The 23,170-nt window shown below is 70.1% G+C and carries 20 protein-coding genes; 10 read left to right on the plus strand and 10 right to left on the minus strand.

The annotated features are described in order from the left end of the window. The first annotated feature begins 10 nt into the window (after positions 1-10). From C8E87_RS22615 to C8E87_RS22625, 3 genes are all read left to right on the plus strand, one after another. Complete coding sequence (locus tag C8E87_RS22615; protein WP_133874953.1) at positions 11-334, plus strand: LysM peptidoglycan-binding domain-containing protein; 324 nt, start codon at positions 11-13, stop codon at positions 332-334. Positions 335-607: 273 nt separating this feature from the next. Next, a complete protein-coding gene (nrdR, locus tag C8E87_RS22620) occupies positions 608-1,120 on the plus strand; it encodes a transcriptional regulator NrdR (RefSeq protein WP_133874954.1) in 513 nt (170 codons plus the stop codon). Between the two features lie 33 nt (positions 1,121-1,153). Then, positions 1,154-4,051, plus strand: a complete 2,898-nt coding sequence (locus C8E87_RS22625) for a vitamin B12-dependent ribonucleotide reductase (RefSeq protein ID WP_133874955.1) — start codon at positions 1,154-1,156, stop codon at positions 4,049-4,051. A 142-nt stretch (positions 4,052-4,193) separates the two neighbouring features. Here the strand turns inward: C8E87_RS22625 and C8E87_RS22630 are convergent, their stop codons facing one another. Continuing rightward, on the minus strand, positions 4,194-5,354 hold the full coding sequence (locus C8E87_RS22630; protein ID WP_133874956.1) for a phosphotransferase: 1,161 nt from the start codon (positions 5,352-5,354) through the stop codon (positions 4,194-4,196). 181 nt (positions 5,355-5,535) lie between these two features. Here C8E87_RS22630 and C8E87_RS22635 point away from each other — a divergent pair, with 181 nt between their 5' ends. Beyond that, the gene (locus tag C8E87_RS22635; RefSeq protein ID WP_133874957.1) at positions 5,536-6,723 is read left to right on the plus strand and encodes an MFS transporter; all 1,188 of its coding nucleotides are present in this window, start codon (positions 5,536-5,538) and stop codon (positions 6,721-6,723) included. Between the two features lie 116 nt (positions 6,724-6,839). Here the strand turns inward: C8E87_RS22635 and C8E87_RS22640 are convergent, their stop codons facing one another. Both C8E87_RS22640 and C8E87_RS22645 read right to left on the minus strand, forming a co-directional pair. Further along, positions 6,840-7,739, minus strand: coding sequence for an alpha/beta fold hydrolase (locus C8E87_RS22640; protein WP_133874958.1), 900 nt, complete (start codon positions 7,737-7,739; stop codon positions 6,840-6,842). Further along, on the minus strand, positions 7,729-8,265 hold the full coding sequence (locus C8E87_RS22645) for a hypothetical protein (protein ID WP_203720440.1): 537 nt from the start codon (positions 8,263-8,265) through the stop codon (positions 7,729-7,731). The genes C8E87_RS22640 and C8E87_RS22645 overlap by 11 nt, the downstream gene beginning before the upstream one ends. A 97-nt stretch (positions 8,266-8,362) precedes the next feature. Here C8E87_RS22645 and C8E87_RS22650 point away from each other — a divergent pair, with 97 nt between their 5' ends. Next, positions 8,363-8,911 carry a hypothetical protein gene (locus tag C8E87_RS22650; RefSeq protein ID WP_239079879.1) on the plus strand — a complete coding sequence of 183 codons (549 nt, stop codon included), beginning with the start codon at positions 8,363-8,365 and terminating at the stop codon, positions 8,909-8,911. 18 nt (positions 8,912-8,929) lie between these two features. Here the strand turns inward: C8E87_RS22650 and C8E87_RS22655 are convergent, their stop codons facing one another. Beyond that, positions 8,930-9,631: an iron-dependent transcriptional repressor DtxR gene (locus tag C8E87_RS22655; RefSeq protein ID WP_133874960.1), complete on the minus strand. Its 702-nt coding sequence runs from the start codon at positions 9,629-9,631 to the stop codon at positions 8,930-8,932. A 222-nt stretch (positions 9,632-9,853) separates the two neighbouring features. Here C8E87_RS22655 and C8E87_RS22660 point away from each other — a divergent pair, with 222 nt between their 5' ends. Both C8E87_RS22660 and C8E87_RS22665 read left to right on the plus strand, forming a co-directional pair. Next, positions 9,854-11,038: an acetoin utilization protein AcuC gene (locus C8E87_RS22660; protein WP_438866099.1), complete on the plus strand. Its 1,185-nt coding sequence runs from the start codon at positions 9,854-9,856 to the stop codon at positions 11,036-11,038. Between the two features lie 36 nt (positions 11,039-11,074). Next, positions 11,075-13,630 (plus strand): bifunctional acetate--CoA ligase family protein/GNAT family N-acetyltransferase, encoded by a 2,556-nt coding sequence (locus C8E87_RS22665; RefSeq protein WP_133874961.1) that lies wholly within the window; start codon positions 11,075-11,077, stop codon positions 13,628-13,630. 85 nt (positions 13,631-13,715) lie between these two features. Here the strand turns inward: C8E87_RS22665 and sigB are convergent, their stop codons facing one another. Next, entirely contained in the window at positions 13,716-14,669 is a 954-nt protein-coding gene (sigB, locus tag C8E87_RS22670; protein WP_133877004.1) for an RNA polymerase sigma factor SigB, read from the minus strand. 289 nt (positions 14,670-14,958) lie between these two features. Here sigB and C8E87_RS22675 point away from each other — a divergent pair, with 289 nt between their 5' ends. Beyond that, positions 14,959-15,747: a sporulation protein gene (locus C8E87_RS22675; protein ID WP_133877005.1), complete on the plus strand. Its 789-nt coding sequence runs from the start codon at positions 14,959-14,961 to the stop codon at positions 15,745-15,747. A 16-nt stretch (positions 15,748-15,763) separates the two neighbouring features. Here the strand turns inward: C8E87_RS22675 and dtd are convergent, their stop codons facing one another. The 5 genes from dtd to C8E87_RS22700 all read right to left on the minus strand — a co-directional run bounded on the left by dtd (position 15,764) and on the right by C8E87_RS22700 (position 20,949). Next, positions 15,764-16,186, minus strand: a complete 423-nt coding sequence (gene dtd / locus C8E87_RS22680; RefSeq protein ID WP_133874962.1) for a D-aminoacyl-tRNA deacylase — start codon at positions 16,184-16,186, stop codon at positions 15,764-15,766. Next, on the minus strand, positions 16,187-16,972 hold the full coding sequence (locus tag C8E87_RS22685; protein WP_166661211.1) for an aminoglycoside phosphotransferase family protein: 786 nt from the start codon (positions 16,970-16,972) through the stop codon (positions 16,187-16,189). A 176-nt stretch (positions 16,973-17,148) separates the two neighbouring features. Next, positions 17,149-17,499: a hypothetical protein gene (locus C8E87_RS22690; RefSeq protein ID WP_133874964.1), complete on the minus strand. Its 351-nt coding sequence runs from the start codon at positions 17,497-17,499 to the stop codon at positions 17,149-17,151. 82 nt (positions 17,500-17,581) lie between these two features. After that, positions 17,582-20,221, minus strand: coding sequence for an ABC transporter permease (locus tag C8E87_RS22695; RefSeq protein WP_203720441.1), 2,640 nt, complete (start codon positions 20,219-20,221; stop codon positions 17,582-17,584). After that, positions 20,215-20,949, minus strand: a complete 735-nt coding sequence (locus C8E87_RS22700) for an ABC transporter ATP-binding protein (RefSeq protein ID WP_133877007.1) — start codon at positions 20,947-20,949, stop codon at positions 20,215-20,217. Before C8E87_RS22700 ends, C8E87_RS22695 begins: the two co-directional genes overlap by 7 nt. Before the next feature lie 121 nt (positions 20,950-21,070). Between C8E87_RS22700 and C8E87_RS22705 the strand changes: the two genes are divergently transcribed. Both C8E87_RS22705 and C8E87_RS22710 read left to right on the plus strand, forming a co-directional pair. After that, on the plus strand, positions 21,071-22,306 hold the full coding sequence (locus C8E87_RS22705) for a sensor histidine kinase (RefSeq protein ID WP_133874965.1): 1,236 nt from the start codon (positions 21,071-21,073) through the stop codon (positions 22,304-22,306). Further along, positions 22,303-23,004, plus strand: coding sequence for a response regulator (locus C8E87_RS22710; protein ID WP_133874966.1), 702 nt, complete (start codon positions 22,303-22,305; stop codon positions 23,002-23,004). Before C8E87_RS22705 ends, C8E87_RS22710 begins: the two co-directional genes overlap by 4 nt. Positions 23,005-23,170 lie beyond the last annotated feature (166 nt).

Genomic DNA, 23,170 nt, shown 5'->3' on the forward strand with positions numbered 1-23,170 from the left:
AGGAAGCGTCATGGTGGCGAACGGGTTTCGGCACGTCGAGCCTCCGCTGCGACTCACCCGTCGTGGCCGTGTCGTCGTCTTGGGTTTCCTCGTCGTGCTGGCCACGTTGGCCAGTGCCGTGTTGTTCACCACCGCGTCCCGGGCCGAGCGGCCGCCGGCCGGCCCGCCGCCCACTCTGGTGGTCCGGCCGGGCGACACCTTGTGGGACATCGCGACCCGCACGATGCCGCGCCGTGACGGCCAGGCCGCCGTCGAGGAATTGCGCCGGCTCAACGGCCTGTCGGGCTACGGCGTGGCCGCCGGCGATGTTTTGATCTTGCCGCGGGCCGCGTGATTGAGCGGTCCGTGACCGCCGGGTCCACCGCTCGTGTTGAGTCGGAAAATACGGCGCGCCGACCCGCCGGTGAACTTGCGCCCGTGTCCGCCGCGGCATAGCGTCTACCCCAACATCTAGTAGTTACAAGGGTGTAAGTCATCCACTGGTTGGGGTTCACCTCCACCGTTTATCTACAGGCCGTGAACGGCGTCAGCTGGTGAGTCACCGGCGAAACGTCGTGCTTTCGCGTGTCCGCAGACGATCGGCGGGGGGTGCTGGAGGGGGTTCCAGGTGCGCTGCCCGTACTGTCGCCACGCCGATTCTCGTGTGGTCGACTCGCGCGAGGCCGACGACGGTCAGTTGATCCGTCGCCGTCGATCGTGCCCCGAGTGCGGCAAGCGGTTCACCACGGTCGAGGAAGCGATCCTCGCCGTCGTGAAGCGCAGCGGTGTCACCGAGCCGTTCAGCCGGGCAAAGATCATGAGCGGGGTCCGCAAGGCCTGCCAGGGCCGGCCCGTCGACGAGGACTCGATCGCGCTGCTGGCGCAGAAGGTCGAGGAGACCGTCCGGGCCAAGGGCGCGGCCGAGGTGCCCAGCCACGAGGTGGGCCTGGCGATCCTCGCTCCGCTGCGAGACCTCGACCAGGTGGCTTATCTCCGGTTCGCCAGCGTCTACAAGTCCTTCGACTCGCTCGACGAGTTCGAAAAGGAGATCACGGCGTTGCGCGAGGCGACGATCGCCCGCGAGACCGGGGTCCGACACCCCGTGGCTCCGCGGTCCGGCGGTCGCGCACCACGAGCTTGACGGCAGTAGCGGCATTTTTCGAGGGGGAGCAGTATGGCCGGGGACGGCATCACAGCAGGTCGGCAGCGCAGCCGTGCGAACGGCGCGAGCGCGGCCGGCGGGGGGCTGCGGGTCGAGCGGGTCTGGACGACCGAGGGAGTCCACCCGTACGACGAGGTCGAGTGGGAGCGCCGCGACGTCGTCATGACGAACTGGCGGGACGGCTCGATCAACTTCGAGCAGAAGGGCGTCGAGTTCCCGACCGCGTGGAGCGTCAACGCGGCGAACATCGTCACCACGAAGTACTTCCGAGGCGCGGTCGGCACGGCCGATCGTGAGTGGTCGCTCAAGCAGCTGATCGACCGCGTCGTCTCGACGTACCGCAAGGCGGGCGAGAAGAACGGCTACTTCGCCTCGAAGGCGGACGCCGAGCTGTTCGACCACGAGCTCACCTGGATGCTGCTGCACCAGGTGTTCAGCTTCAACTCGCCGGTCTGGTTCAACGTCGGCACCAAGTCGCCGCAGCAGGTCAGCGCGTGCTTCATCCTGTCGGTCGACGACTCGATGGACTCGATCCTCGACTGGTACAAGGAAGAGGGCCTGATCTTCAAGGGCGGTTCGGGCTCCGGCGTGAACCTGTCCCGCATCCGCTCGTCCAAGGAGCTGCTGTCGTCCGGGGGGACCGCCAGTGGCCCGGTGAGCTTCATGCGCGGCGCCGACGCGAGCGCCGGGACGATCAAGTCCGGCGGCGCCACCCGCCGCGCCGCCAAGATGGTCATCCTCGACGTCGATCACCCCGACATCGAGGAGTTCGTGCGGACCAAGGCGCGTGAGGAAGACAAGATCCGCGCCCTGCGGGACGCCGGCTTCGACATGGACCTGGGCGGCGACGACATCGTCTCCGTGCAGTACCAGAACGCCAACAACTCGGTCCGCGTCTCCGACGAGTTCATGCGGGCGTACGAGGAGGGTGCCGAGTTCGGCCTGCGGGGGCGGCTCGACGGCGAGGTCATCGACAAGGTCGACGCCCGCAAGCTCTTCCGCGACATCGCCCAGGCCGCCTGGGAGTGCGCCGACCCCGGCCTGCAGTACGACGACACCATCAACGACTGGCACACCAACCCCGAGACCGGCCGGATCACCGCGTCCAACCCGTGCTCGGAGTACATGTCGCTGGACGACTCGTCCTGCAATCTGGCCTCGCTCAACCTGATGAAGTTCCTCAAGGCCGACGGCGGCTTCGAGACCGAGAAGTTCGTCAAGAGCGTCGAGTTCATCATCACCGCGATGGAGATCTCGATCTCGTTCGCCGACTTCCCGACCGAGAAGATCGGCATCACCACCCGCGCGTACCGGCAGCTCGGCATCGGCTACGCCAACATCGGCGCCCTGCTGATGGCGTCCGGCCTTCCGTACGACTCGGAGGCGGGCCGCAGCGTCGCCGCCGCGATCACCTCGGTGATGACCGGCACGGCGTACCGTCGCTCGGCCGAGCTGGCCGGTGTCGTCGGTCCGTACGAGGGTTACGCCCGCAACGCCGACGCGCACAAGCGCGTCATGCGCAAGCACGCCGCGGCCAGCGACGAGATCCGCCCGGCCCACCCGATCGCCGCCGAACTGGCACGCGAGGCCGGCAAGCAGTGGCAGACCGGCCTCAAGATCGGCGAGAAGAACGGCTGGCGCAACGCCCAGGCGTCCGTGCTCGCCCCCACCGGCACCATCGGCCTGATGATGGACTGCGACACCACCGGCATCGAGCCCGACCTGGCCCTGGTCAAGTTCAAGAAGCTCGTCGGCGGCGGCTCGATGCAGATCGTCAACCAGACGGTCCCGCGCGCGCTGCGCAGCCTCGGCTACCCCGAGGAGCAGGTCGAGGCGATCGTCGAGCACATCGCCGACCACGGCAACGTCGTCGACGCGCCGGGCCTCAAGCCCGAGCACTACGCGGTCTTCGACTGCGCCATGGGCGAGCGGGTCATCTCGCCGCTGGGCCACGTGCGCATGATGGCAGCGGTGCAGCCGTTCATCTCGGGTGCCATCTCCAAGACGGTCAACATGCCCGAGACGGCGACCGTGGAAGAGATCGAGGAGATCCACTACCAGGGCTGGAAGCTCGGCCTGAAGGCGCTCGCGATCTACCGCGACAACTGCAAGGTCGGTCAGCCGCTCTCGGCCGCCGGTAAGAAGGTCACCGCCGCCGAGGCCGAGCCGGCCGCGTCGACCGAGGTCGAAAAGGTCGTCGAGAAGGTCATCGAGTACCGCCCGGTCCGCAAGCGGCTGCCCAAGAAGCGCCCGTCCGAGACGGTGTCCTTCTCGGTCGGCGGCGCCGAGGGTTACCTCACCGCGTCTTCCTACCCCGACGACGGCCTCGGCGAGGTCTTCCTCAAGATGTCGAAGCAGGGGTCGACGCTGGCCGGGGTCATGGACGCCTTCTCGGTCGCGATCTCGATAGGCCTGCAGTACGGCGTCCCGCTGGAGACGTACGTCAGCAAGTTCACCAACATGCGCTTCGAGCCGGCCGGCATGACCGACGACCCGGACGTGCGCATGGCGGCATCGGTGATGGACTACATCTTCCGCCGCCTGGCGCTCGACTTCCTGCCGTACGACACCCGGGCCGACCTCGGTATCTTCACCGCCAAGGAGCGCGCCGCCCAGGTGCAGGCCGAGGCCGCCGCCGAGGCAGCCGCAGTCGACCTGGCCGGCATGGCCGCGTCCGCCCCGGTCTCCGCCCCGGTCGGCGCGACAACCGCTCCCGCCGAGTCCACGATCCCGACAGCCGAACCCGAAAAGGCCGCCCCCACCGCGGTCGGCTCCTCCACCGAGCTGCTCGAAATCGTGACCGGCCACTCCGCCGACGCCCCGCTCTGCTTCACCTGCGGCACCAAGATGCGCCGCGCCGGCAGCTGCTACGTCTGCGAAGGCTGCGGCTCCACCTCCGGCTGCAGCTGACCCACTTCCGGTGAGTAACTCCTGAGCCCGGCAACAGTTGCCTCCCGCCCGATTCCAGGGCGGGAGGCAACTGCTTTTCTCCACCCCCGGCACACCACCACCCGACGTGATCTCAGCTTGTCGGCCCGGCGTGGCGAGGCCGTCATCTCAGGCGCGCGAGTTCCTCGAAAGTCGCGAGCGTCGGCAGGTGGGTCAGCAGGTGGCGGACGTTGCGGTCGGCGTACCGGGCGTCCTCGTCGTCCGCGGCGTTGAGCGCGAGATCCACCTGCCCGGCCACATAGTTCTGCAGCGCGATCGCCGTCCCGCGGAAGTCGGTCAGCCGCACCGGCCGCGTCGTTCCGGAACGTGAGCGGTAGCCGTCGAGCAGCGCCCGCGCCCCGGCAAGGTTCACGCCTCCGTTCGGGTCGACGGCCCAGTTGGCCAGCACGGCCGCGAGTTCCCATTCCGGTGGCAGCCCGCCCGCGTGCTCCCAGCCGCTCACGACCAGAGACCCAGAGGCAGCCCGTACGTTCCCCGGGTTGAAGTTGTTGTGACACAGCACCGGTTCCGTGGTGTCGGCATGACCGTCCCCGATGGACTGAAGCTCGGCCAAGGCCGGGAGCGCGGAAACCAGCACCGGCGCCCAGCCCGCGCCCTTCGCCGTGGCCAGGTCGGCGAGCTCGGCCCAGCTCCTCGAGGTGAGCCGGCGATCGTTCCAGGGGCAGATCCCGTCCGCCGGGAAGTGCAGGCCGTGCACGATCGCCAGCAGCTCCCCGACCTGCCGGGTGACGGCGGCGCTGACCGGCGCGGCGAGGGGTGGCCCCGACGGGACAGACTCGTAGACCCGCCAGCGGTTGCCGCCGACCTCCTCCACGACCCGGCCGTCGAGGCTGCGGACCGGGCGGGGCACCGTCACCCCGGCCCCCAGCGCCGCCTCCTGGAAGCGGGTGTTCTCTTCGCCGTCGGTGACGGGGTAGACGTCGTCGACTGTCCGGACAGCCCAGCGGCCGAGCGCCGTCTCGAGCAGCCAGCGGCGGCCCATCTCGTCCGGCCGGGCCAGCGACCGCATCACGATCACCGGGCCCAGGCCGTACCGGGTCGTGATCTGCTCGGCGAGCGCATGGCCGGCTTCGACGGCGCCTCCGCGGCCACGGTCGACCTCGGCTTTGAGGTCTGTCCAGCTGCGGAAGCCGTACTGCTGGGCCAGTGAGGTTTGGGCCTCGGCCAGGGTCGCTTCGGGACGGGTGTCGCGCAGCCCGGCCAGCAGGTCCTTGGCCTGCCGGCGCAGATGGTCGAGGTGGGGGTTGTCGGGCAGGGTCTTCATCGGAACCTCGCTCAGCGCCCGGACCCGCACGGGCGGTCAGAGCGTCGGCATCCGTCGCCCAGCCGGCAACACGTGGGGTGGCTTCAAGCCTTCCGGCGGGTCTCGGCGCGCTCCCCGGCACGCGCTTCGACCCTAACCCGGGCCGAAGGACGACGCCAGGTTTAACGTGTAAGTTGAGGTTGTGACCGCTACCGAGATCGATCGCCCACGCCTCGAATCGGCCAAGGTGGCAGTCGGTTTCACTTTCGCCACCAACGGCCTCGCGTACGCGGGCTGGCTCGCCCGCGCCCCCGCCGTGCGCGACGGTCTGGAACTCTCCGCCGCGGGTTTCGGGCTGCTCCTGCTCTGCCTGTCGGTGGCCGCGATCAGCGCGATCCCGCTGGCCGGCCCGCTCGTGCAACGTGTCGGCCCGGCCCGCGCGGTGCTGATCGGCAGCACGTCCATGGTTCTCGGCCTCACCGGCCTGGCCACTGGCACGCTGCTCGGCTCGGTGCCGCTGGCCGGGCTGGGCCTGGTGCTGGCCGGCCTGGGCAACAGCACGTGGGACGTCGCCATGAACGTCGAGGGCGCCGACGTCGAGCGCCGCCTCGGTCGCACGATCATGCCCCGCTTCCACGCCGGTTTCAGCCTCGGCACGGTGCTCGGCGCGGCCTTCAGCGCCGTCGCAGCGGCCACCGGTCTGCCGATCTGGGCGCAGCTCTACCTCACGGCGGCCCTCGCGGCGGCGGTGACTGGCCCGACCGTACGCCGGTTCCTGCCTTACCATCCTCTGCCGGCCGGCCAGAAGCCCGCGATGAGCGTCGGCCAGGCCTGGCGTGAGCCGAGAACCGTGCTGATCGGCCTGGTCATGCTCGGGTTCGGGTTCACCGAGGGCACCGCGAACGACTGGCTGGCCATCGGCCTCGTCGATGGTTATCAGGCCGGCGAGACGACCGGCGCGATCGCGTTCGGCGTCTTCGTCACCGCGATGACCTTGGGCCGGCTCTTCGGCGGCTACGCCATCGAGCGCTGGGGCCGTGTCCGCACCCTGCGTGTCACCGCCGCCTCAGCCGCCCTCGGCCTGCTGCTGGTCGTCTCCGGAACCGCTGTCCCGTTGGCGATCGCCGGCGCCCTGCTGTGGGGCGCGGGCGCTTCCCTGGGCTTCCCGATCGGCATGAGCTCCGCCGCCGACGACCCGGCCCGCGCCGCCATCCGCGTCTCGGTGGCAGGCTCGGTCGGCTACGGCGCTTTCCTGGCCGGCCCTCCCCTGATCGGCTTGCTGGCCGAGCACCTCGGCGTCCTCCAGGCCATGCTCTGCGTCTTCGGCGCCCTCGCCATCGGCCTCCTGGCCTCCGGCGCCACCCGCCCCCTCCCGCATGCCCGCGACTGACAGAGCCCCCTGGCCGACGGCGATGCTCAGTCCCGCGAGCTGCCCGCCCCGCGTCGACGACGAGACCGCCGAGATGTACCGCGCCGGCTGGGAGAGTTGCCTGTCCTGTCCGGCCGCTACTTCGCCCGCAGGAATTCGGTGATGAGGCCGGCCAGCACGGTCGGCTGCTCGATCACCATGGCGTGCGAGGCGTCGGCGAGCTGGATGAACCGAGGGTGTCCGGCCGCTCGCACCTGCTCCAGCAGATAGCGGCGGTGCGCCTCGTACAGCTCGGCGAACGGCTCCTGCTCGGGCAGGTTCCGCGTGGCCAGCACGACCAGTTCCGGGCACGACGTCCCGGCGTACACCGGTCCAAGATCAAGACCGTTCATGAGCGTACGCAATTGGGTGGTCACGGCGGCCGACGGGCGCATCGACGTCTCGCCGTTGTCGTGTGCGAGGTTCCGCCGGAAGCCCTCGATCCAGACCTTCTCGTTGGCGCCCATGTCCCGCGCCGCGGCCCGCTGACGTTCGATCAGATCGGCCAGCTGATCAGCCTCGATCACCTGGCCCGCCATGGCCTCCGCCTGGTCGAACAATCCGTGCAGCCGGGCCAGCTCGGCGGCCGCTTTCTCCGGGTCCATCCCCGGCAGGTGCGCCGGTGTCGTGGGCGGCGGATTCCCGTCCAGGCTCACCACGCCGGGCGCCTCCGGATGCCGCTGACCCCACAACGCCGCCAGCATCCCGCCCAGCGAATGCCCGACGACGGCCGGTCGCTCGAGCTCCATCTGTACGCACACGGCCGCGAGGTCGCCCAGTGCCGTGTCCCACGTCCAGGCGCCCTCACCCGAACGCCCGTGCCCACGCAGGTCCACAGTGATCACCCGATGGTTGGGCCGCAGGGCGCGCGCCAGCGTGGTCATCGTGGCCAGGTTGCCTCCGGCCCCGTGCAGCAGGAGCAGCGGCGGCTGGTCTCCGCCGAAGTCGCGGATCGCTAGCGGCACGTCCCCCGCGTCGATCAGCCGATCATTGATCATCACTATCTCCCGGCAAGTCAGAGGTACCCGAAATGTCTTTTTGAGCTCGTACGGTCGTCGATGCGTCGGCCGCCGTCCTCGAGGAGCTCAACCGATCCCGTACGGCCGCCGAAGGCACCCCGCCGTCCGGGTGCCGCGGCAGGCGTCCCCGTTTCACCAGGTCGTGCACGCCCTGTCGGCTGATCCCGAGCATCGCGCCCGCGACGGCGTACGAGATCGACTCGGACCAGGGATGCCCGACCCGCCGCGCCACCACCCGCCCGAGCGGCGACGCCCACCAGGTGGCCGGCGGGTCGAACGGCCCGTCACCCGGATAGAGGGTCGCGATCAGCCGTGCCGCCGCCATCGTCGCGGCCGGGTCGTCGCCGTCGAGCAGGGTCGACGCCCACGTGCGCGCCCGCAGCCGCACCAGTCGTCGCAGCGCGTCGACCGCGTCGTCGCCCTCGAGCAGCACCTCGAGCGGATCCAGCAGCCGCACGTCGAGGAGCCGCACGATCTGCTCGACCAGCGCATCGTCCCGGGCCACGCCGCCATCCTCCCGGCGCTTGACGTCAAGTGTCAAGTTAGACAAGGCCCTGTCGCGCCAGTACGGTATGCCCCGAATCTCTCGGGAGGATCCTCTGGTGCGTGCGCTCGTCGTCGCAGTGGCCCTGCTGCTCGCCCTCACCGGCTGTGACAATCGCGACGACGAGGTGGACGCGGCTCCGCCACCGGTCAAGGTTGTCAAGCAGCCCGCGGCCTCGGCCGGCGGCGCCTGCATCCTCTGGGATTACGCCTTCATCGAGGAGAAAATCGGCGTCGCGTTCGACGTGGCCGCCTCCGACCAGGTCGCCGACACGTCGACGTGCGTCGTGCAGACCGCGGCCGCCGACTATCCCGATCTCATGCTGTCGGTGGTGGAGAGCACGAAGGCCAGCCCGGCGCAGTTCCTCAAAGACCTCAAGCCGGCCAAGTCGACCACCCTCAAGGGGCTCGGCAAGGCGGCGTACCGGCTCTACACCCCGCCCGCGGCTGGTCGCGGGCCGATCGTCGAGATCGGCTGGCTCAGCGACGCGAAGCAGTTGCAGACGCTGCGCTTCACCTTCGCCGCGAACGCGACAGCCGCCGCCGTGACCGCGATGAACCCGAAGCTCATCGCCCTCGCCAAAGCGATGGACACGACGGACGGCTGAGGACGTCTCGAACGGCGGTCAGTGGGCCGCGACGAACACCCGCGACGCGACCTCACGCGGCAGGCGGATCTTGTCGCCCGAGCGGTCTATGGTCACCCCGTCGCGCTCCTGAGCCACCGTCACCGTCGTGCCCGGGTCGATGCCGGCGGCGTGCAGCTGGCGCAGCACGTCGGCGTTGGTCTGCACGCTCTCGCAGATGCGCTGCACCACGACGCTGCCGGTGAGCCCGGGGAACGCCAGGTTGCGCTCGCCGGGGTTCTCGGCCTGCTCGGTTTCGTCGGCAGCGCCGAACGCATCCAGGCCAGGGATCGGATTCCCGTACGGGGATCGGGTCGGCTTGTTGAGGAGCTCGTAGACCTTCTTCTCGACCGAGTCGCTCATCACGTGCTCCCAGCGGCAGGCCTCCTCGTGGGCCTCCTCGTAGGGCATGCCGATGACGTTGACCAGCAGCAACTCGGCCAGCCGGTGCTTGCGCATGACGGCCACCGCGGTGGTGCGGCCGTCCTCGGTCAGCACCAGATGCCGGTCGTTCTCAATGGTCAGCAGGCCGTCACGCTCCATGCGCGCGACCGTCTGGCTGACCGTGGGACCGCTTTGGTGCAGCCGCTCGGCGATGCGTGCCCGCAGCGGCGGCACACCCTCTTCCTCGAGTTCGAGGATGGTGCGCAAATACATCTCGGTCGTGTCGATCAGGTCATGGTTGTGCAGTGACGCCTTCATGCTCCGACCTCCCAGCGGCCTCGGCGGACCGCCGGCCTCGCCCCGAAACTGGACGTGGCCGGGCTGATGACGAGCTTGTTCACAGTGCGGCCCTCCCAGCAGCGATAATACCTCGTCGCCGGGGGTTGACAGCCGCCCCGAGCAGGTGCACGCAGCCTACCCGACCTTCCGGGCAAGTGCCGCGAACAAAAAGCGTCGGTGGGGCGTGGCAGCATGACCGTCATGGTGGATCGGACAACCACGGTGGTGTGGGATCGGGCGCTGCTCGACTACGACATGGGCGAGCACCCGCTCAACCCGGTGCGGGTCGAGCTGACCATGGCGCTCGCTCGTGAGCTGGGGGTCCTCGACCGCCCAGGGGTGCGCATGGTCACTCCCGAGCCGGCCACCGACGCCGACCTGACCAGGGTGCATCACGCCGACTATCTCGACGCCGTCCGGCATGCGCCGCTCGACCCGTTCTTCCACGGCTGGGGTCTCAACACCGACGACAACCCGGTCTTCGAGGGCATGCACGAGGCCTCCGCGCGCATCTGCGGGGCGACCATCACTGCCGCCGAGGCTGTCTGGCACGGCACGACCACCCGGGCGGTCAACGTGGCCGGTGGTCTGCATCACGCCCTTGCGGGCCGGGCCTCCGGCTTCTGCGTCTACAACGATCCCGCGGTCGCCATCGCCCGCCTGCTCGACCAGGGCGCCCAGCGGGTGGCCTATGTGGATGTCGACGTCCACCACGGTGACGGCGTACAGGCCGCCTTCTACAACGACCCCCGCGTGCTGACGATCAGCCTGCACGAGACGCCGCTCACGCTCTTCCCCGGCACGGGCTTCGTCGAAGAGACGGGCGGCCCCGGCGCCGAGGGCTCGGCGGTCAACATCCCGCTCCCGCCCGGCACGGGCGATGCCGCCTGGCTGCGGGCCTTCTATGCGATCGTGCCCTCGGTGCTCCGCGCGTTCGCCCCCGAGATCATCTTCAGCCAGTGCGGCGCCGACGCCCACCGCCTCGACCCCCTGGCCGACCTGCGTCTCTCGGTCGACGGCCAGCGTGCGGCCTATCTCGCGATGCGCGACCTGGCCGACGAGCTGTGCGACGGCCGCTGGGTGGCGATGGGCGGCGGGGGTTACGCGCTGGTCGAGGTGGTTCCCCGCGCCTGGGCCCACCTGCTGGCCACGGTCACCGGCGCGCCGATCGAGCCGGCCACCCCGACCCCCATGCCCTGGCGCAAGTTCGCCGCCGAGCGTTGCCCCCGGGCCACCATCCCCGAGACGATGACCGACGGCGTCGAACCCGCGGTCGAGCACTGGCAACCCGGCACCACCCCCGACCCGGTCGACCGAGCGATCCTGGCCAGCCGCATGGCCGTGTTCCCCCTGCACGGCCTCGACCCCCACGACCCCCGCGACTGACCGCGCCCCGATTGCCCTGCAGTGAGGAGGAGAAGCGTGGACATCAGCGCTGACGTTCTGCTCTCCGACGGCAGTGCCGTCCACCTGAGACAGATTCGTCCGAGCGACGCCCCCGCCATCGTCGAGTTCCACTCCCGCATGAGCGAGCGCACCCGCTACCTGCGCTACTTCTCCCCCTATCCCCGCATCCCCGAGCGCGACCTCGCGCGTTTCGTCAACGTCGACCATCACGACCGCGAGGCCTTCGTAATCGTCAGCGGCTCGCGCATCATGGCCGTCGGCCGTTACGAACGCCTCGGCCCCGATTCGCCCGAGGCCGAGGTGGCGTTCGTCGTCGAGGACGCTCATCAGGGCCGCGGCATCGGCTCGGTCCTGCTCGAACATCTCGCCGAGGCCGCCCAGGCCAACGGCATCACCCGCTTCGTCGCCGAGGTCCTCCCCGAGAACGCCGGCATGCTCCGCGTCTTCAGCGACTTCGGCTATCAGGTGCAGCGCAAGTACGCCGACGGCGTGGTGCACCTGAGCTTCCCGATCGCGCCCACCGAGAAATCCCGCGAGGTGCAGGAGTCACGCGAGAAACTCACCGAGGCCCGCTCGATCGCCCGCCTGCTCTCCCCGCGCGGCGTCGCCGTCTACGGCGCCAGCGCCAGCGGCCAGGGCATCGGCGCGGCCATGCTCGGTCACCTGCGTGACGGCGGGTTCCCGGGTCCGATCGTGCCGGTGCACCCCAGCGCCGGCCGGGTGGGCGGGCTCCGGGCCTACCGTTCCGCCACCGAGGTCACCGAGTCGGGTGTGAACGTCGACCTCGCCCTGATCGCCGTGCCGCCCGAGGGTGTCGCCGCCGCGGTGGCCGACGCCGCCGCCAGTGGCGCGGGCGGCCTGGTGGTGGTGTCAGCGGGTTTCGCCGAGACCGGTCCCGAGGGCGCCGCCGCGCAACGAGCCCTGATCGAGCAGGCCCATGCGGCCGGGATGCGCGTGGTCGGCCCCAACAGCATGGGGGTGGCCAACACCGACCCCGCCGTACGCCTCAACGCGACCCTCGCCCCACGCCTGCCGATCGCCGGCCGGGTCGGGTTCTTCAGCCAGAGCGGTGCGCTCGGTGTCGCGCTCCTGGCCGAGGCCGACCGCCGTGGCCTGGGCCTGTCCAGCTTCGTCTCCGCGGGCAACCGGGCCGACGTCTCCGGCAACGACCTCCTGCAGTACTGGCAGGACGACCCCGGCACCGACGTCGTGATGCTCTATCTCGAGACGTTCGGCAACCCACGCAAGTTCGCCCGTCTGGCACGCCGCATGAGCCGGGTGAAACCCGTTGTCGCGGTCTCGTCGGCCACCCGCCCGGCCGGCCTGGCCGGCAATCTGCCCGGCCCCGACGTGCACGCGGTCACCGCGCTGTTCGCCCGCTCGGGCGTGATCCGGGTCGACACCGTACGGGAAATGTTCGACGTCGGCCTGTTGCTGGCCCACCAGCCCCTGCCCACCGGCCGCCGGGTGGCCGTGGTCGGCAACTCGTCGGCGTTGTCCCAACTGGCCGTGGCCGCCTGCCGGGCCAACGGGCTGACCGTCGCCGAGGGCTATCCGCTCGACATCAGCCCGCAGGGCGGGGCGCACGACTTCGCCGACGCGCTGGCCGACGCCGCCGTCGATGTCCGAGCCGATGCCCTGGTGGTGGTGTTCGCGCCGCCGCTGCCCGGCCAGCTCGCCGACGAGGACGCCGACTTCGCGGCCGCGCTGGCCAGTGTGGCCCTGGCCGGCGAGAAACCGACCGTTGCGACGTTCCTGCTGGGCAGCCTGCCCTCGCGGGTCCCGTCCTACCCGTCCGTCGAGGAAGCGGTTCGGGCCCTCGCCCGCGTCGCGACGTATGCCGACTGGCTGCGCCGTCCGCCCGGCCGGCTGCCGGTGCTCAAGGACGTGGATCCCGACGCCGCCTCGCTCGACGTGCCGCCGGCGGAGCTGCTGGCCGCCTACGGCATCGACGTGGTGCCGTCCACCCTGGCCACCAGCGCCGACGAGGCGATCGCGGCCGCGGAGACGCTCGGCTACCCGGTCGCTCTCAAGGCGGCCGGTGGTGCGTTGCGGCATCGCATCGATCTCGGTGCTGTCCGGCTCGCGCTGGCCGACGACGAGGACGTGCACTCGGCCTACGCGGAGCTGTCCGGAGCGTTCGGTCCCGAGGTGCTCGTGCAGACGATGGTGCGTGCGGGGGTGGCCTGCCGGGTCGAGGTCATGGAAGATCCCGCCTTCGGGCCGATCGTGGGCTTCGGGCTCGGGGGTGTGGCCAGTGAGTTGCTCGGCGACCTGGCCTGGCGGGCCGCCCCGCTGACCGATCGGGCGGCCGAGGCGCTGGTCGACGAGCCGCGCGCGGCGCCCTTGCTGCACGGCTATCGCGGTTCGGAACCGGTTGACCGCGCCGCGCTGATCGACCTGTTGCTGAGGGTGGGCCGTCTCGCCGACGACCACCCCCGGTTGCGCGGCCTCTCGCTCAACCCGGTTCTGGCCCGGCCCGACGGCTTCTCGGTGTTGCACGCGGCCACTGAGGTCGGTGACCCCGCCCGTCGCCCCGACACGGGTCCTCGTCGTCTGCGCAGCCCATGATCACCCCCTACGGGTAAGGGGTGTTGACGAGGGACCACCCGGTCGACCCTCGCGGGCGCCGGGTGGTCGAAGTGTTCGGGGCGGGTCAGCCCGCGTAGGCCTCGAGGCGGGATGCGCGCTCGGGGTCACGGAGCTTGAGCATGGTGACCTTCTCGATCTGACGGATGCGCTCGCGGCTCAGCCCGAATTCCCGGCCGACCTCGTCGAGGGTGCGCTGGCGGCCGTCGTCGAGACCGAAGCGCAGCCGGATGACGGCCGACTCGCGCTCGCTCAGCGTCGCCAGCACGATCTCGACCTCACTGCGGAGCTCGCCCTGGGCAGCGCCGGCGCCCGGCTGGGTGTGGTCGACCGCGGCCACGAAATCGCCGAGCGCGCTTTCCCCGTCCTCGCCGACCGCCTGGTCGAGGCTGACCGGCTCCCTGTCGTACGAGATCAGCTCGATCACCTGGAACTCCGGAACGTCCATGGCCTTGGCGATCTCGGCGATGCTGGGCTCGCGGCCGAGCGTGGCGGCCAGGTCGCGGCGGCTGCGGACCATGCGGTTGACCTGCTCGACCATGTGCACCGGGATACGGATGGTGCGGGCCTGGTCGGCCATGGCACGGGTGATCGCTTGGCGGATCCACCAGGTGGCGTACGTGGAGAACTTGTAGCCCTTGGTGTAGTCGAACTTCTCGACCGCGCGGATGAGGCCGAGGTTGCCTTCCTGGATGAGGTCGAGGAAGGCCATGCCCCGCCCGGTGTAGCGCTTCGCGATGCTCACGACGAGCCGCAGGTTGGCCTCGAGCAGGTGGTTCTTGGCGGCCTTGCCCTCCGCGACGATGATCTGCAGGAGGGGAATGAGGTCTTCGGCTGCCTCGGGGAGCTTCTCCTCCGCGTACAGGCCGGCCTCGATCCGCTTGGACAGCTCGACCTCTTCGACCGCGGTCAGCAGCCGGGTGCGGCCGATGCCGTTGAGGTACGCACGAACCAGGTCGGCGGAAACGCCACGCTCGTCCGTAGCGTCCAGGTCGGTCAGGAGCTCGACACCATCGGTCATGCTGTTCTCAACGGCAACCGCCGCCTTGGACTCCGACGCCTTCATCTGCAGGACCACCTTTCAGTCCCCTCCCCGCTGATTGCCGTCTCGTGCGTTCCCAGCCCTTGCGTGCCGGTGATCGATAGCTTGGCCCGGAGCGCGTTAAGCCGAGGTGAGGCAAGCGTCCAGGTGGCATGAATCAGGGAGAACCCTGACGTCGCCAAGCCGACAAGTGACCGGTTTGCCGGTACTCGCCGCGTGTTGCGCGCCGATACTGTTCCCCAAACGCCCTCAACGAGGAGATGGTTCAGTGGTCTTCAAAAAACTGATGCAGGCAATGGGAGTCGGCGGCCCGTCGGTCGAGACTGTGCTGGCCAACCCCAATTGCAGGCCCGGCGGATTCCTTGAGGGCCAGGTGCACGTCGTCGGCGGGGACCACGCCGTCGATGTCGAATATGTGGCAATTGGCCTGATGACTCGCGTCGAAGTCGAGAGCAGCGACAGCGAATACAGCACCAACCAGGAATTCCACCGGCAACGTCTGACCGGTTCGTTCCGTCTTGACCCCGGTGCGCGTTATGACGTTCCGTTCCGGTTCGACGTGCCGTGGGAAACCCCGATCACCGAGGTGTACGGGCAACGCCTGCACGGCATGACGATGGGCCTGGCCACGGAGCTCGAGGTGGCGCGGGCCGTCGACAAGTCCGACCTGGATGCCGTCATGGTGCACCCGCTGCCCGCCCAGGAGCGCATTCTCGACGCGCTGCTGCGGCTGGGCTTCCGATTCAGCAAGGCCGACGTCGAGCGGGGCCGGGTCTACGGCGTGCAGCAGCAACTGCCGTTCTACCAGGAGATCGAGTTCTACCCGCCGTCGGCTTACGCGAGCGGCATCAACCAGCTCGAGCTCACGTTCCTGGCCACCCCGCAAAAACTCCAGGTGATCCTGGAGATCGACAAGCGGGGCGGCATGTTCACCGAGGGCCGCGACGCGTTCGGCCGCTTCGATGTCGACTACACGACCGTCGACCAGGTGGACTGGGCCGGCCAGCTCGACAACTGGCTGCGGCAATCCGCTCAGCGGCGTGGCCTGTTCTTCTGACCCGGAGTGGGGCTCCCTACAACTCGAGCAGAATTGTTCGGGGCCCCACGTTCACGCTCTCGACCAGCATGTGCGCGCGGAACCGACCGGTCTCCACGGTTGCGCCGCGAGATCTCAAGGCTTCTACGTACGCCGTGACGAGCGGCTCGGCCACCTCGGCCGGCGCGGCAGCGTTCCAGGTGGGGCGGCGCCCCTTGCGTGCGTCGCCGTACAGCGTGAACTGGCTGACCACGAGCAGCGGCGCCCCAAGATCGGCCGCTGAAGCCTCGTCGTCCAGGATGCGCAACTCGTACGTCTTGCGGGCAAGTTCGGCGGCTTTGGCCGGGGTGTCGTCGTGGGTCACCCCGATCAGCACCAGAAGCCCGTCCTCGATCTTGCCGGTGACCTCGTCGTCGACGGTCACACTCGCCCGGCCGACCGTTTGCACCAGTGCGCGCATCTACTTCCCGACCCCTCGTACGCGTGCCGCCGCCAGGGGCAACATGCCGATTTCGCCCACCGACAGCGTGTTCTGCCGTGACCGCATCTCGACCGCCTCGTCCAACGCGCGAAGCGGATCCCCGGGCGCAAGCTCGAGGAAGATGTCGAGCATCTCACCGGCCCGATCCTGGATCGGATGCGCGATAGCCCCGGTCGCGACCTGCCCGAGGATCAACGCCGTGAACGCCGTGTCCAGGTCGGCCACCCCGTCCCGCGCGTTCCGCCAGTCGATCACCACCGGCCCGCCCGCCGTGATGACAACGTTCTCCGGATGCAGGTCGAGGTGGACAACCGACCGCACATCAGCGGCGTGTGAGGGCGGCGCGGGCTGGTCGGGGTGGGCAAGCGGCCGGGCGTGGGCGGCGTGTGAGGGTGGCGCGGGCTGGTCGGGGTGGGCAAGCGGCCGGGCATCGGCGGCGAGCGAGGGCAGCGCGTGGAGCCGCCCCAGCAGCTCAGCCAGGATCGCCGCGCCGTCGTGGATCGACATGCTCCCGTCGAGCAGCACGGTTGCCATCGTCGGCCCCTCGAGCCGCTCGAGAATCAGGTCAGGTCCATCCGCCGCAAATACCCGAGGCACCGGAAACCCGTGCCGGCCCACATGCCGCATCACCAGCGCCTCGGGCGCGGCGTCCCCGCCGTCCCGATACCGCCGGAGAACTTTGCCATCACCCAGCGCGTAGACGTCAGCTTCCCGCCCGAACGCGAACGGTTCCCCCAAAGCCCCCGTCCCCGGCACACCACTCACGCCGGTGACGGTAGCCCACAACCCGCCATCGAGGGACCCGCACACCGCCCTCGGACGAGCTGGTCGGTCTGCGCCGCGCGGTTCACCGCCGGGTCCCCCGACCCGAAGCCGGCCGGCAAGCACCAGATCGCATCCACTCATGCCCACGGCGGCATGCGGCCGTCCGGTGGGTGGGGTCAGTCGACCGCGTTGCTGCTGGAATCGCTGGTGTAGCTGTCCACCGGAGTCTGCATCGCGCCGGTTGTGGCGTCACCGGTCGTCGTGTTGGCGACGCCCGGACCGGAGCGTGGCTGTGCCCGGAAGCTGTTCGGCCCCGCGTTCCCGCCGGTCGTGGTCATCACCCCGTGTTCCGGCGGCGGCCCGCCGTCCCGGAGCTGTTCGGTGTCGGTGCCCGCCGCGAGCGTGCTCGACAGGCCGGGGTCGTCGTCACCCTTGTCGGGCCGGTAGGTCCCCGGTTCCTCCAGGGCACCCGGACCGTAGTCGCTGCCCAGGATCTCTTTCTCGATGTTCTCCTGCGAGTCGCTCATTACTCTGCCCTCCCGACAGTTCGGCGGCACCCAACGTGCCCCGGCCGGCTCGGAGTAAACCCAGTGACACGTCGCACGGCCATCATGCTCGCTCCTGAACGGCGCCGGCACCCGCCAATTGAGCCCTGGCCGGAATCACACTGCTCACCAGGGCCAACACGAGGCACACCGCCACCGCAACGGTCGCGACGGCCCACGGCATCACGACCGCCACGGAGGTCCCAGTCTGCTCGCTGAACCCGGCGGCACTGCCGCACAGCGCGAGCACAGCGGCCGCCCCGCCGAGCACCGAACCGATCAGCACCACCAGGGCCGACTCACCCGCAACGGTCACCAGCACCTGACGCCGGGTGGCCCCCGCGAGCCGGAGCAGCCGGTAGTCGTTCGCCCGCCGCCCGGTCGCCATGAAAAGCGTGTTCGCCACCGCGAGCGCGCCATAACCCACCGACACCCCGACAAGCAGCAGTGTGAAGATCCATACCAGCCGATCCTCGTCCGACCCGGACTCGCGCGCGTAGGTCGCTACGTCGACAAACCGCCCACCCACCGGTGCCTTGGTGACCGCCCCGCCCGTGACCGGCAGTGCCGGAGCCAACGCGGAAGGATCGTGCCGCCGTACGGTCGCACGGGCGAGCAGAACATCAGCCGGCATCTCGTCGTCGGGCCGGATCGCCACCACCCGCAAACGCTGCGGCTGTCCGTCGGCCAGGACGAAGACCACCGACTCTCCAACCGCACTGCTCAGCTGCGCGGCCCGCGACCGACTGAGCACGATGCCATCCGGCCCAGGCGGAATACCGCCGGCGCCGCTCGCGTCGGAATCACCATCGGCGCTGCTGTCCTCGTTCGAGTCGCTGGTGCCGGTGGTTCCGTCAGTGCCTCTGGCGCCGGTCACCTGCGAGGCTGGTGGCGGCGCCGGTGTCTCATCAGCGCTGCTGGAGCCGGCAGGTGGTAGGCCTGCCGCGGTCAGCACCGTTTCGTTGACGTAGACGGTGGTGAACAAGGGCGCCGTGGGGGCCGCCGAGTCAGCCAGCCCTGGCGTTCCGTCCGGCACGAGCACCGTCCCGGCCGTGGTGGCCCCGGCACGCCGGTCGGCGTAGGCCCGCTCCGCGGTCTGCACGTTGCCCGCGATGAAAACCGCGAACGCGACGGTCAGCAGCACCGGCGCAGCCGTCGACGCGGTGCGCCGAGCCCCGGCCAGCGCACTCTCCCGGATCACCGTGCCCACCGCAGTGCCGGCCCGCCGCAGTATTGCCCGCACTATCAGCGGCACCACCGCCGGCGACAGCAGCGCGGCCGAGACCACGAGCGCCATGGCACCGAGCAACGCGTAAGCGCCGAGGTCGGCCAGGTCATCCGTCACCACCGTCGCGATCCCGGCCGCGATGCCGATCACCGCGAACACCAGGCCGGCGACCCAACGCATCCGGGTCATCGGCCGGGTCTCCACCTCGGCGCTGCGCAGCGCGTCGAGCGGTCGTACCCGAGCAGCTCGCCGTGCCGCCGCCAACCCGCCGGCGATCGCAACCAGTGCTCCGATCAGGACACCCGCGAGCACCGGCCAGAGTCGCACCCGTACATGAAAGGACTCGGGCTCGAACCCCGCGTCGACCAGCACACCGCCGACCCACGGCGAGAGCGCCAGGCCGAGCGCCGCGCCGCCGGCCCCAGCAGCCAGGCCGACCGTCGCCGCCTCACGCAGGACGGCGAACCTCACCTGCCGGGGTGTGGCTCCGACCGCTCGCAACAACCCGATCTCACGGCGCCGCTGATGGACGGAGAGCGCCAGCGTGGACGCGATCACAAACACACACGAGAACGCGGACAGGGCCGCCATCGCGCTGAGCACCTGCATGCCGATCCATCGCGTACGGGCATCGGCCCGCGGCTCAAGACCGCCCAGCGCGGCTCCGTGCAGCACTTTCGCGCCGTCCACGACCGCACGCACATCCTCGGGATCAGGCGTTCCGAGCAACCCGAGCACCCGTACGCCGGGGCCGAGCCGGAGGGCGTCGGTATCGGCGACGTACAGACGGGAGGCCTCGATCAACCCGGTCACCCGCCATGTCGCCGGACCCGTCGCGGTCAAGACCGTCACGGTGCCGCCGGCCGGAACACCCAGGCTTTTGCCGAGCACAACTTCGCCGGCGGCAGTGGCAGGGCGCCCCGATATCACCGTGTCGCCGGCAAGCGCCGCGCTCGACCACCCGTACCCCTCCTGAATCTCGGGGATCGGACGGCCGGAGAGCACCGGCTGGGCGTAGAAGCGCCTGTCCGCGACGACCGCCTCCACTCCTGCGACGCCGGACAGCCGGGCGGCCAGTTTCTCCGCTCCGTCGGAAGACCACGGTCTCGGCTCGGGGAACGGATCGGCCGGGGTGGACACCGCGGGGCTCTGCACAACCACCGCCGCCGCGGCGAACCGCTCGGGGCGTTCCGGCACGGCCGAGGCCAGCAGGGTGAGGGTCGACGTGACCACCGCCGTACCGAACAGGACAGCGACGAACGCACCGAGCCGGTCCCGCGTCAGCAGGTCACCGCGCTTGAGCCGTGTCGGCGGGCGGCTCCACTTGAGCCGTGTCAGCAGGTCGCCCCGCCTGAAGCGTGTCCGCGGGTGGCCAGGCCTGAACGGTGTCAGCAGGCCGCCCCGCCTGAACCGTGTCAGCAGGCCGCCCAGCCTGAACCGGGTCAGCACACCGCTCACGTCGTGGCGTCTCAGCATGTCGCCTCCGCTCGGGCCATGCGGGACGCGATCGCCTCGGCCGAGGCGCCGTCGAGGTGGTCGACGAGCCGCCCGTCGGTGAGCAGCAGCACCGAGTCGGCAACGGCCGCGGCCACCGGATCATGCGTCACCATGACGATCGTCTGACCCCGGCCGGTCGCCAGGTCGCGCAGCAACTCCAGCACGCGACGGGAGGTCTGGTTGTCGAGCGCTCCCGTCGGCTCGTCGGCGAAGATCACGGCCGGCCGGGTCACCATGGCACGCGCGATCGCGACGCGTTGCTGCTGCCCGCCGGAGAGCTCGACCGGGCGATGCTGCGCACGATCGGCCAGACCGACCTCGTCGAGCGCGGCCATGACGGCGGCCTGATCGATGCGGCGGCCGGCCAGCCGAACGGGAAGGGCAACGTTGTGCGCGGCGGTCAGTGAGGAGATCAGATTGAACGCCTGGAACACGAAGCCGATCCGCTCGCGCCGCAGAAGCGTCAGGCCGGTCTCGTCGAGATCGCCCAGCCGGACCCCGTCGAGCGTCACCTCGCCGGACGTCGGGCGGTCGAGACCGGCGGCGCAATGCAGCAGTGTGGACTTGCCCGAACCCGAGGGGCCCATCACCGCCGTGAAGGTGCCCGCGGTGAGGTCGACAGTGACGCCGTCGAGCGCGATCACCCGGCTTGAACCGGCGTCGTACTCCCGCCGGAGGTCCCTGATCGAAAGCATCGGTTTCGTCATGGCGGAAAGCCTCGCGATTTCCGGGGCGCATGTCGTCAACCCGTGGTTCGGTGAAAATGCCGCCGAAAATCGAACCGTGGTTTGACGCGACGGGCCGTCCCCGCTCGCTAACGTCGCTCGCGTGACTGCAGCATCGCCTTCCTTCCTCATCCGGAGGCTCACCCGCGGTCAGCTGCTCGCGATCGACGTGCTGCTGGCTTCGGTGGCCGCCGGGTTCGGCTGGTATGCCGCCATCGAGTCCCCGGCCGCCACCCAGGCGGGCTGGGCCGAGCCGGGTTGGGCGTCGGCGTTGATCGGGCTGGCTCTTGGCCTCCCGGTTGCTTTCCGTCGTCTGTGGCCGGCCGTCATGACGATCGCGGTCCTGGTCGTCGCGTCGTTCGCGGTCGGCAGCGGCGCAATCCCGAGTTATGCTGGCGTGGCGCCGATCACGGCGCTGGGCCTGATCCTCTACACAGTCGGTGTCGAGCTTCCTCGCCGGCGCTCGATCCCGGTCGTGCTGGTAAGTGTGCTGGTCCTGGTGGGGTCGTTCGCGGCCACGTCCAAGCCGTTCGAACTCGTGGTCGTGGGGTGGATGGCGGCGGCGTGCTGGGCGACCGGCCGCACAGTGCGCGAACGCCGTGCGCACGCTGCTTCCCGAGCCGAGCAGGCCACGGCTCTCGCCGTTGAGCAGGAAAGGCTTCGCCTGGCCCGGGAGCTGCACGACATCGTCGCCCACAGCATGAGCATGATCGCGGTCAAGGCAGCAGTGGCCGACCATGTCGGCGACGACCGTCCGGAGGAGATGCGCGCCGCCTTACGCGTGATCGGGACCACGAGCCGACAGACGCTGGGGGAGATCAGGAGGGCCCTCGCCCTGGTGCGCGCGGAGGCGACGCTGACACCCGCTCCGACCCTGGCCGACCTGCCCGGGCTGGTGGACGGCGCGCGTTCGACGGGAATCACGGTGGATCTCGAGATGAGTGTGGAAGAGGGGCTGCCCAGCGATGTGGCGCTCTCCGCCTATCGGGTGGTGCAGGAGGCGCTGACCAACGTGGTCAAGCACTCGGGTGCCACCACCTGCCGCGTTGCGGTGGTGGGCCACCCCGGAGAGGTGAGCATCGAAGTCATCGATGCCGGCGCGGGAGCGGGGTCCTTGCTGCCGGTCGGCGTCGGGTCCGCTGGGCCGGTCGCCCGGGAGGGGCCACCCAAGAGTCCTGTGCGCGACCGGCGGGGGCTGTTGTCCGGAGGAGGGGGCCCGGTCGGGCAGGGATTGATCGGCATGCGTGAGCGGGTAGCGCAGTTCGGCGGGAAGTTCGAGGCGGGTCCGACGCCCGACGGCGGGTGGAAGGTCACGGCGACCCTGAGGTACGCACCATGATTTCGGAGCGGGCCGGCGATCGGGGGGACGCGCAAGGCATTGCGCCTGACGGACACGAGATTCGGGTGGTGCTTGCGGACGATCAGGCGCTGGTGCGGGGGAGCTTTCGCCTGCTGATCGATCACACACCGGGGTTCATCTGCGTGGGGGAGGCGAGCACGGGACGGCAGGCGGTCGAGGTCGCCCGCCGGGAAGAGCCCGATGTGTTGTTGATGGATGTGCGGATGCCGGACATGGACGGTGTCGAGGCCACGCGGGCGATCTGCCAGGGGCCGCATGCGATCGAAACCAAAGTGATCATGTTGACCACGTTCGACCTGGATGAGTATGTGATGGGCGGGTTCCGGGCCGGGGCCAGCGGGTTCCTGCTCAAGGACGTGATGCCGCGCGACCTCATCGAAGGGATCCGGAGCGTTGTGGCGGGGGACAGGCTGATCGCTCCCGCGCCGTTGGCCCGGTTGATCGACGCCTACGTCGCGGCGCCCGAGCGGCCCGTGACGCCGCTGCCGCAGATCACCGGCCGCGAGCGTGAGGTGCTGGTGCTTGTGGCCCGGGGGCTTTCCAACGATCAGATCGCGGTGAGGCTCGGGGTCACCATGTCCACGGTCAAGACGCACATCAACCGGCTGCTCAACAAGCTCGGAGGGCGCGATCGAACCCACCTGGTGATCGCCGCCTACGAGAGTGGCCTGCGGTGACGTCGGCGCTGCCTGTGAGGGGGCTGCGCCGCTTACGGGGGTGGTTTGCGGTGATGGCAAATGTCTCTCACGGGAGCGGCTGTGGTGACGGCGGTGCTGCCTGTGAGGGGGTCCGCGGCGGTTGGCGGCGCCGCTTGTGAGGGTGGTTTCCGGTGATGGCGATGTC

The sequence above is a fragment of the Paractinoplanes brasiliensis genome (assembly GCF_004362215.1).
Taxonomy (GTDB): domain Bacteria; phylum Actinomycetota; class Actinomycetes; order Mycobacteriales; family Micromonosporaceae; genus Actinoplanes; species Actinoplanes brasiliensis.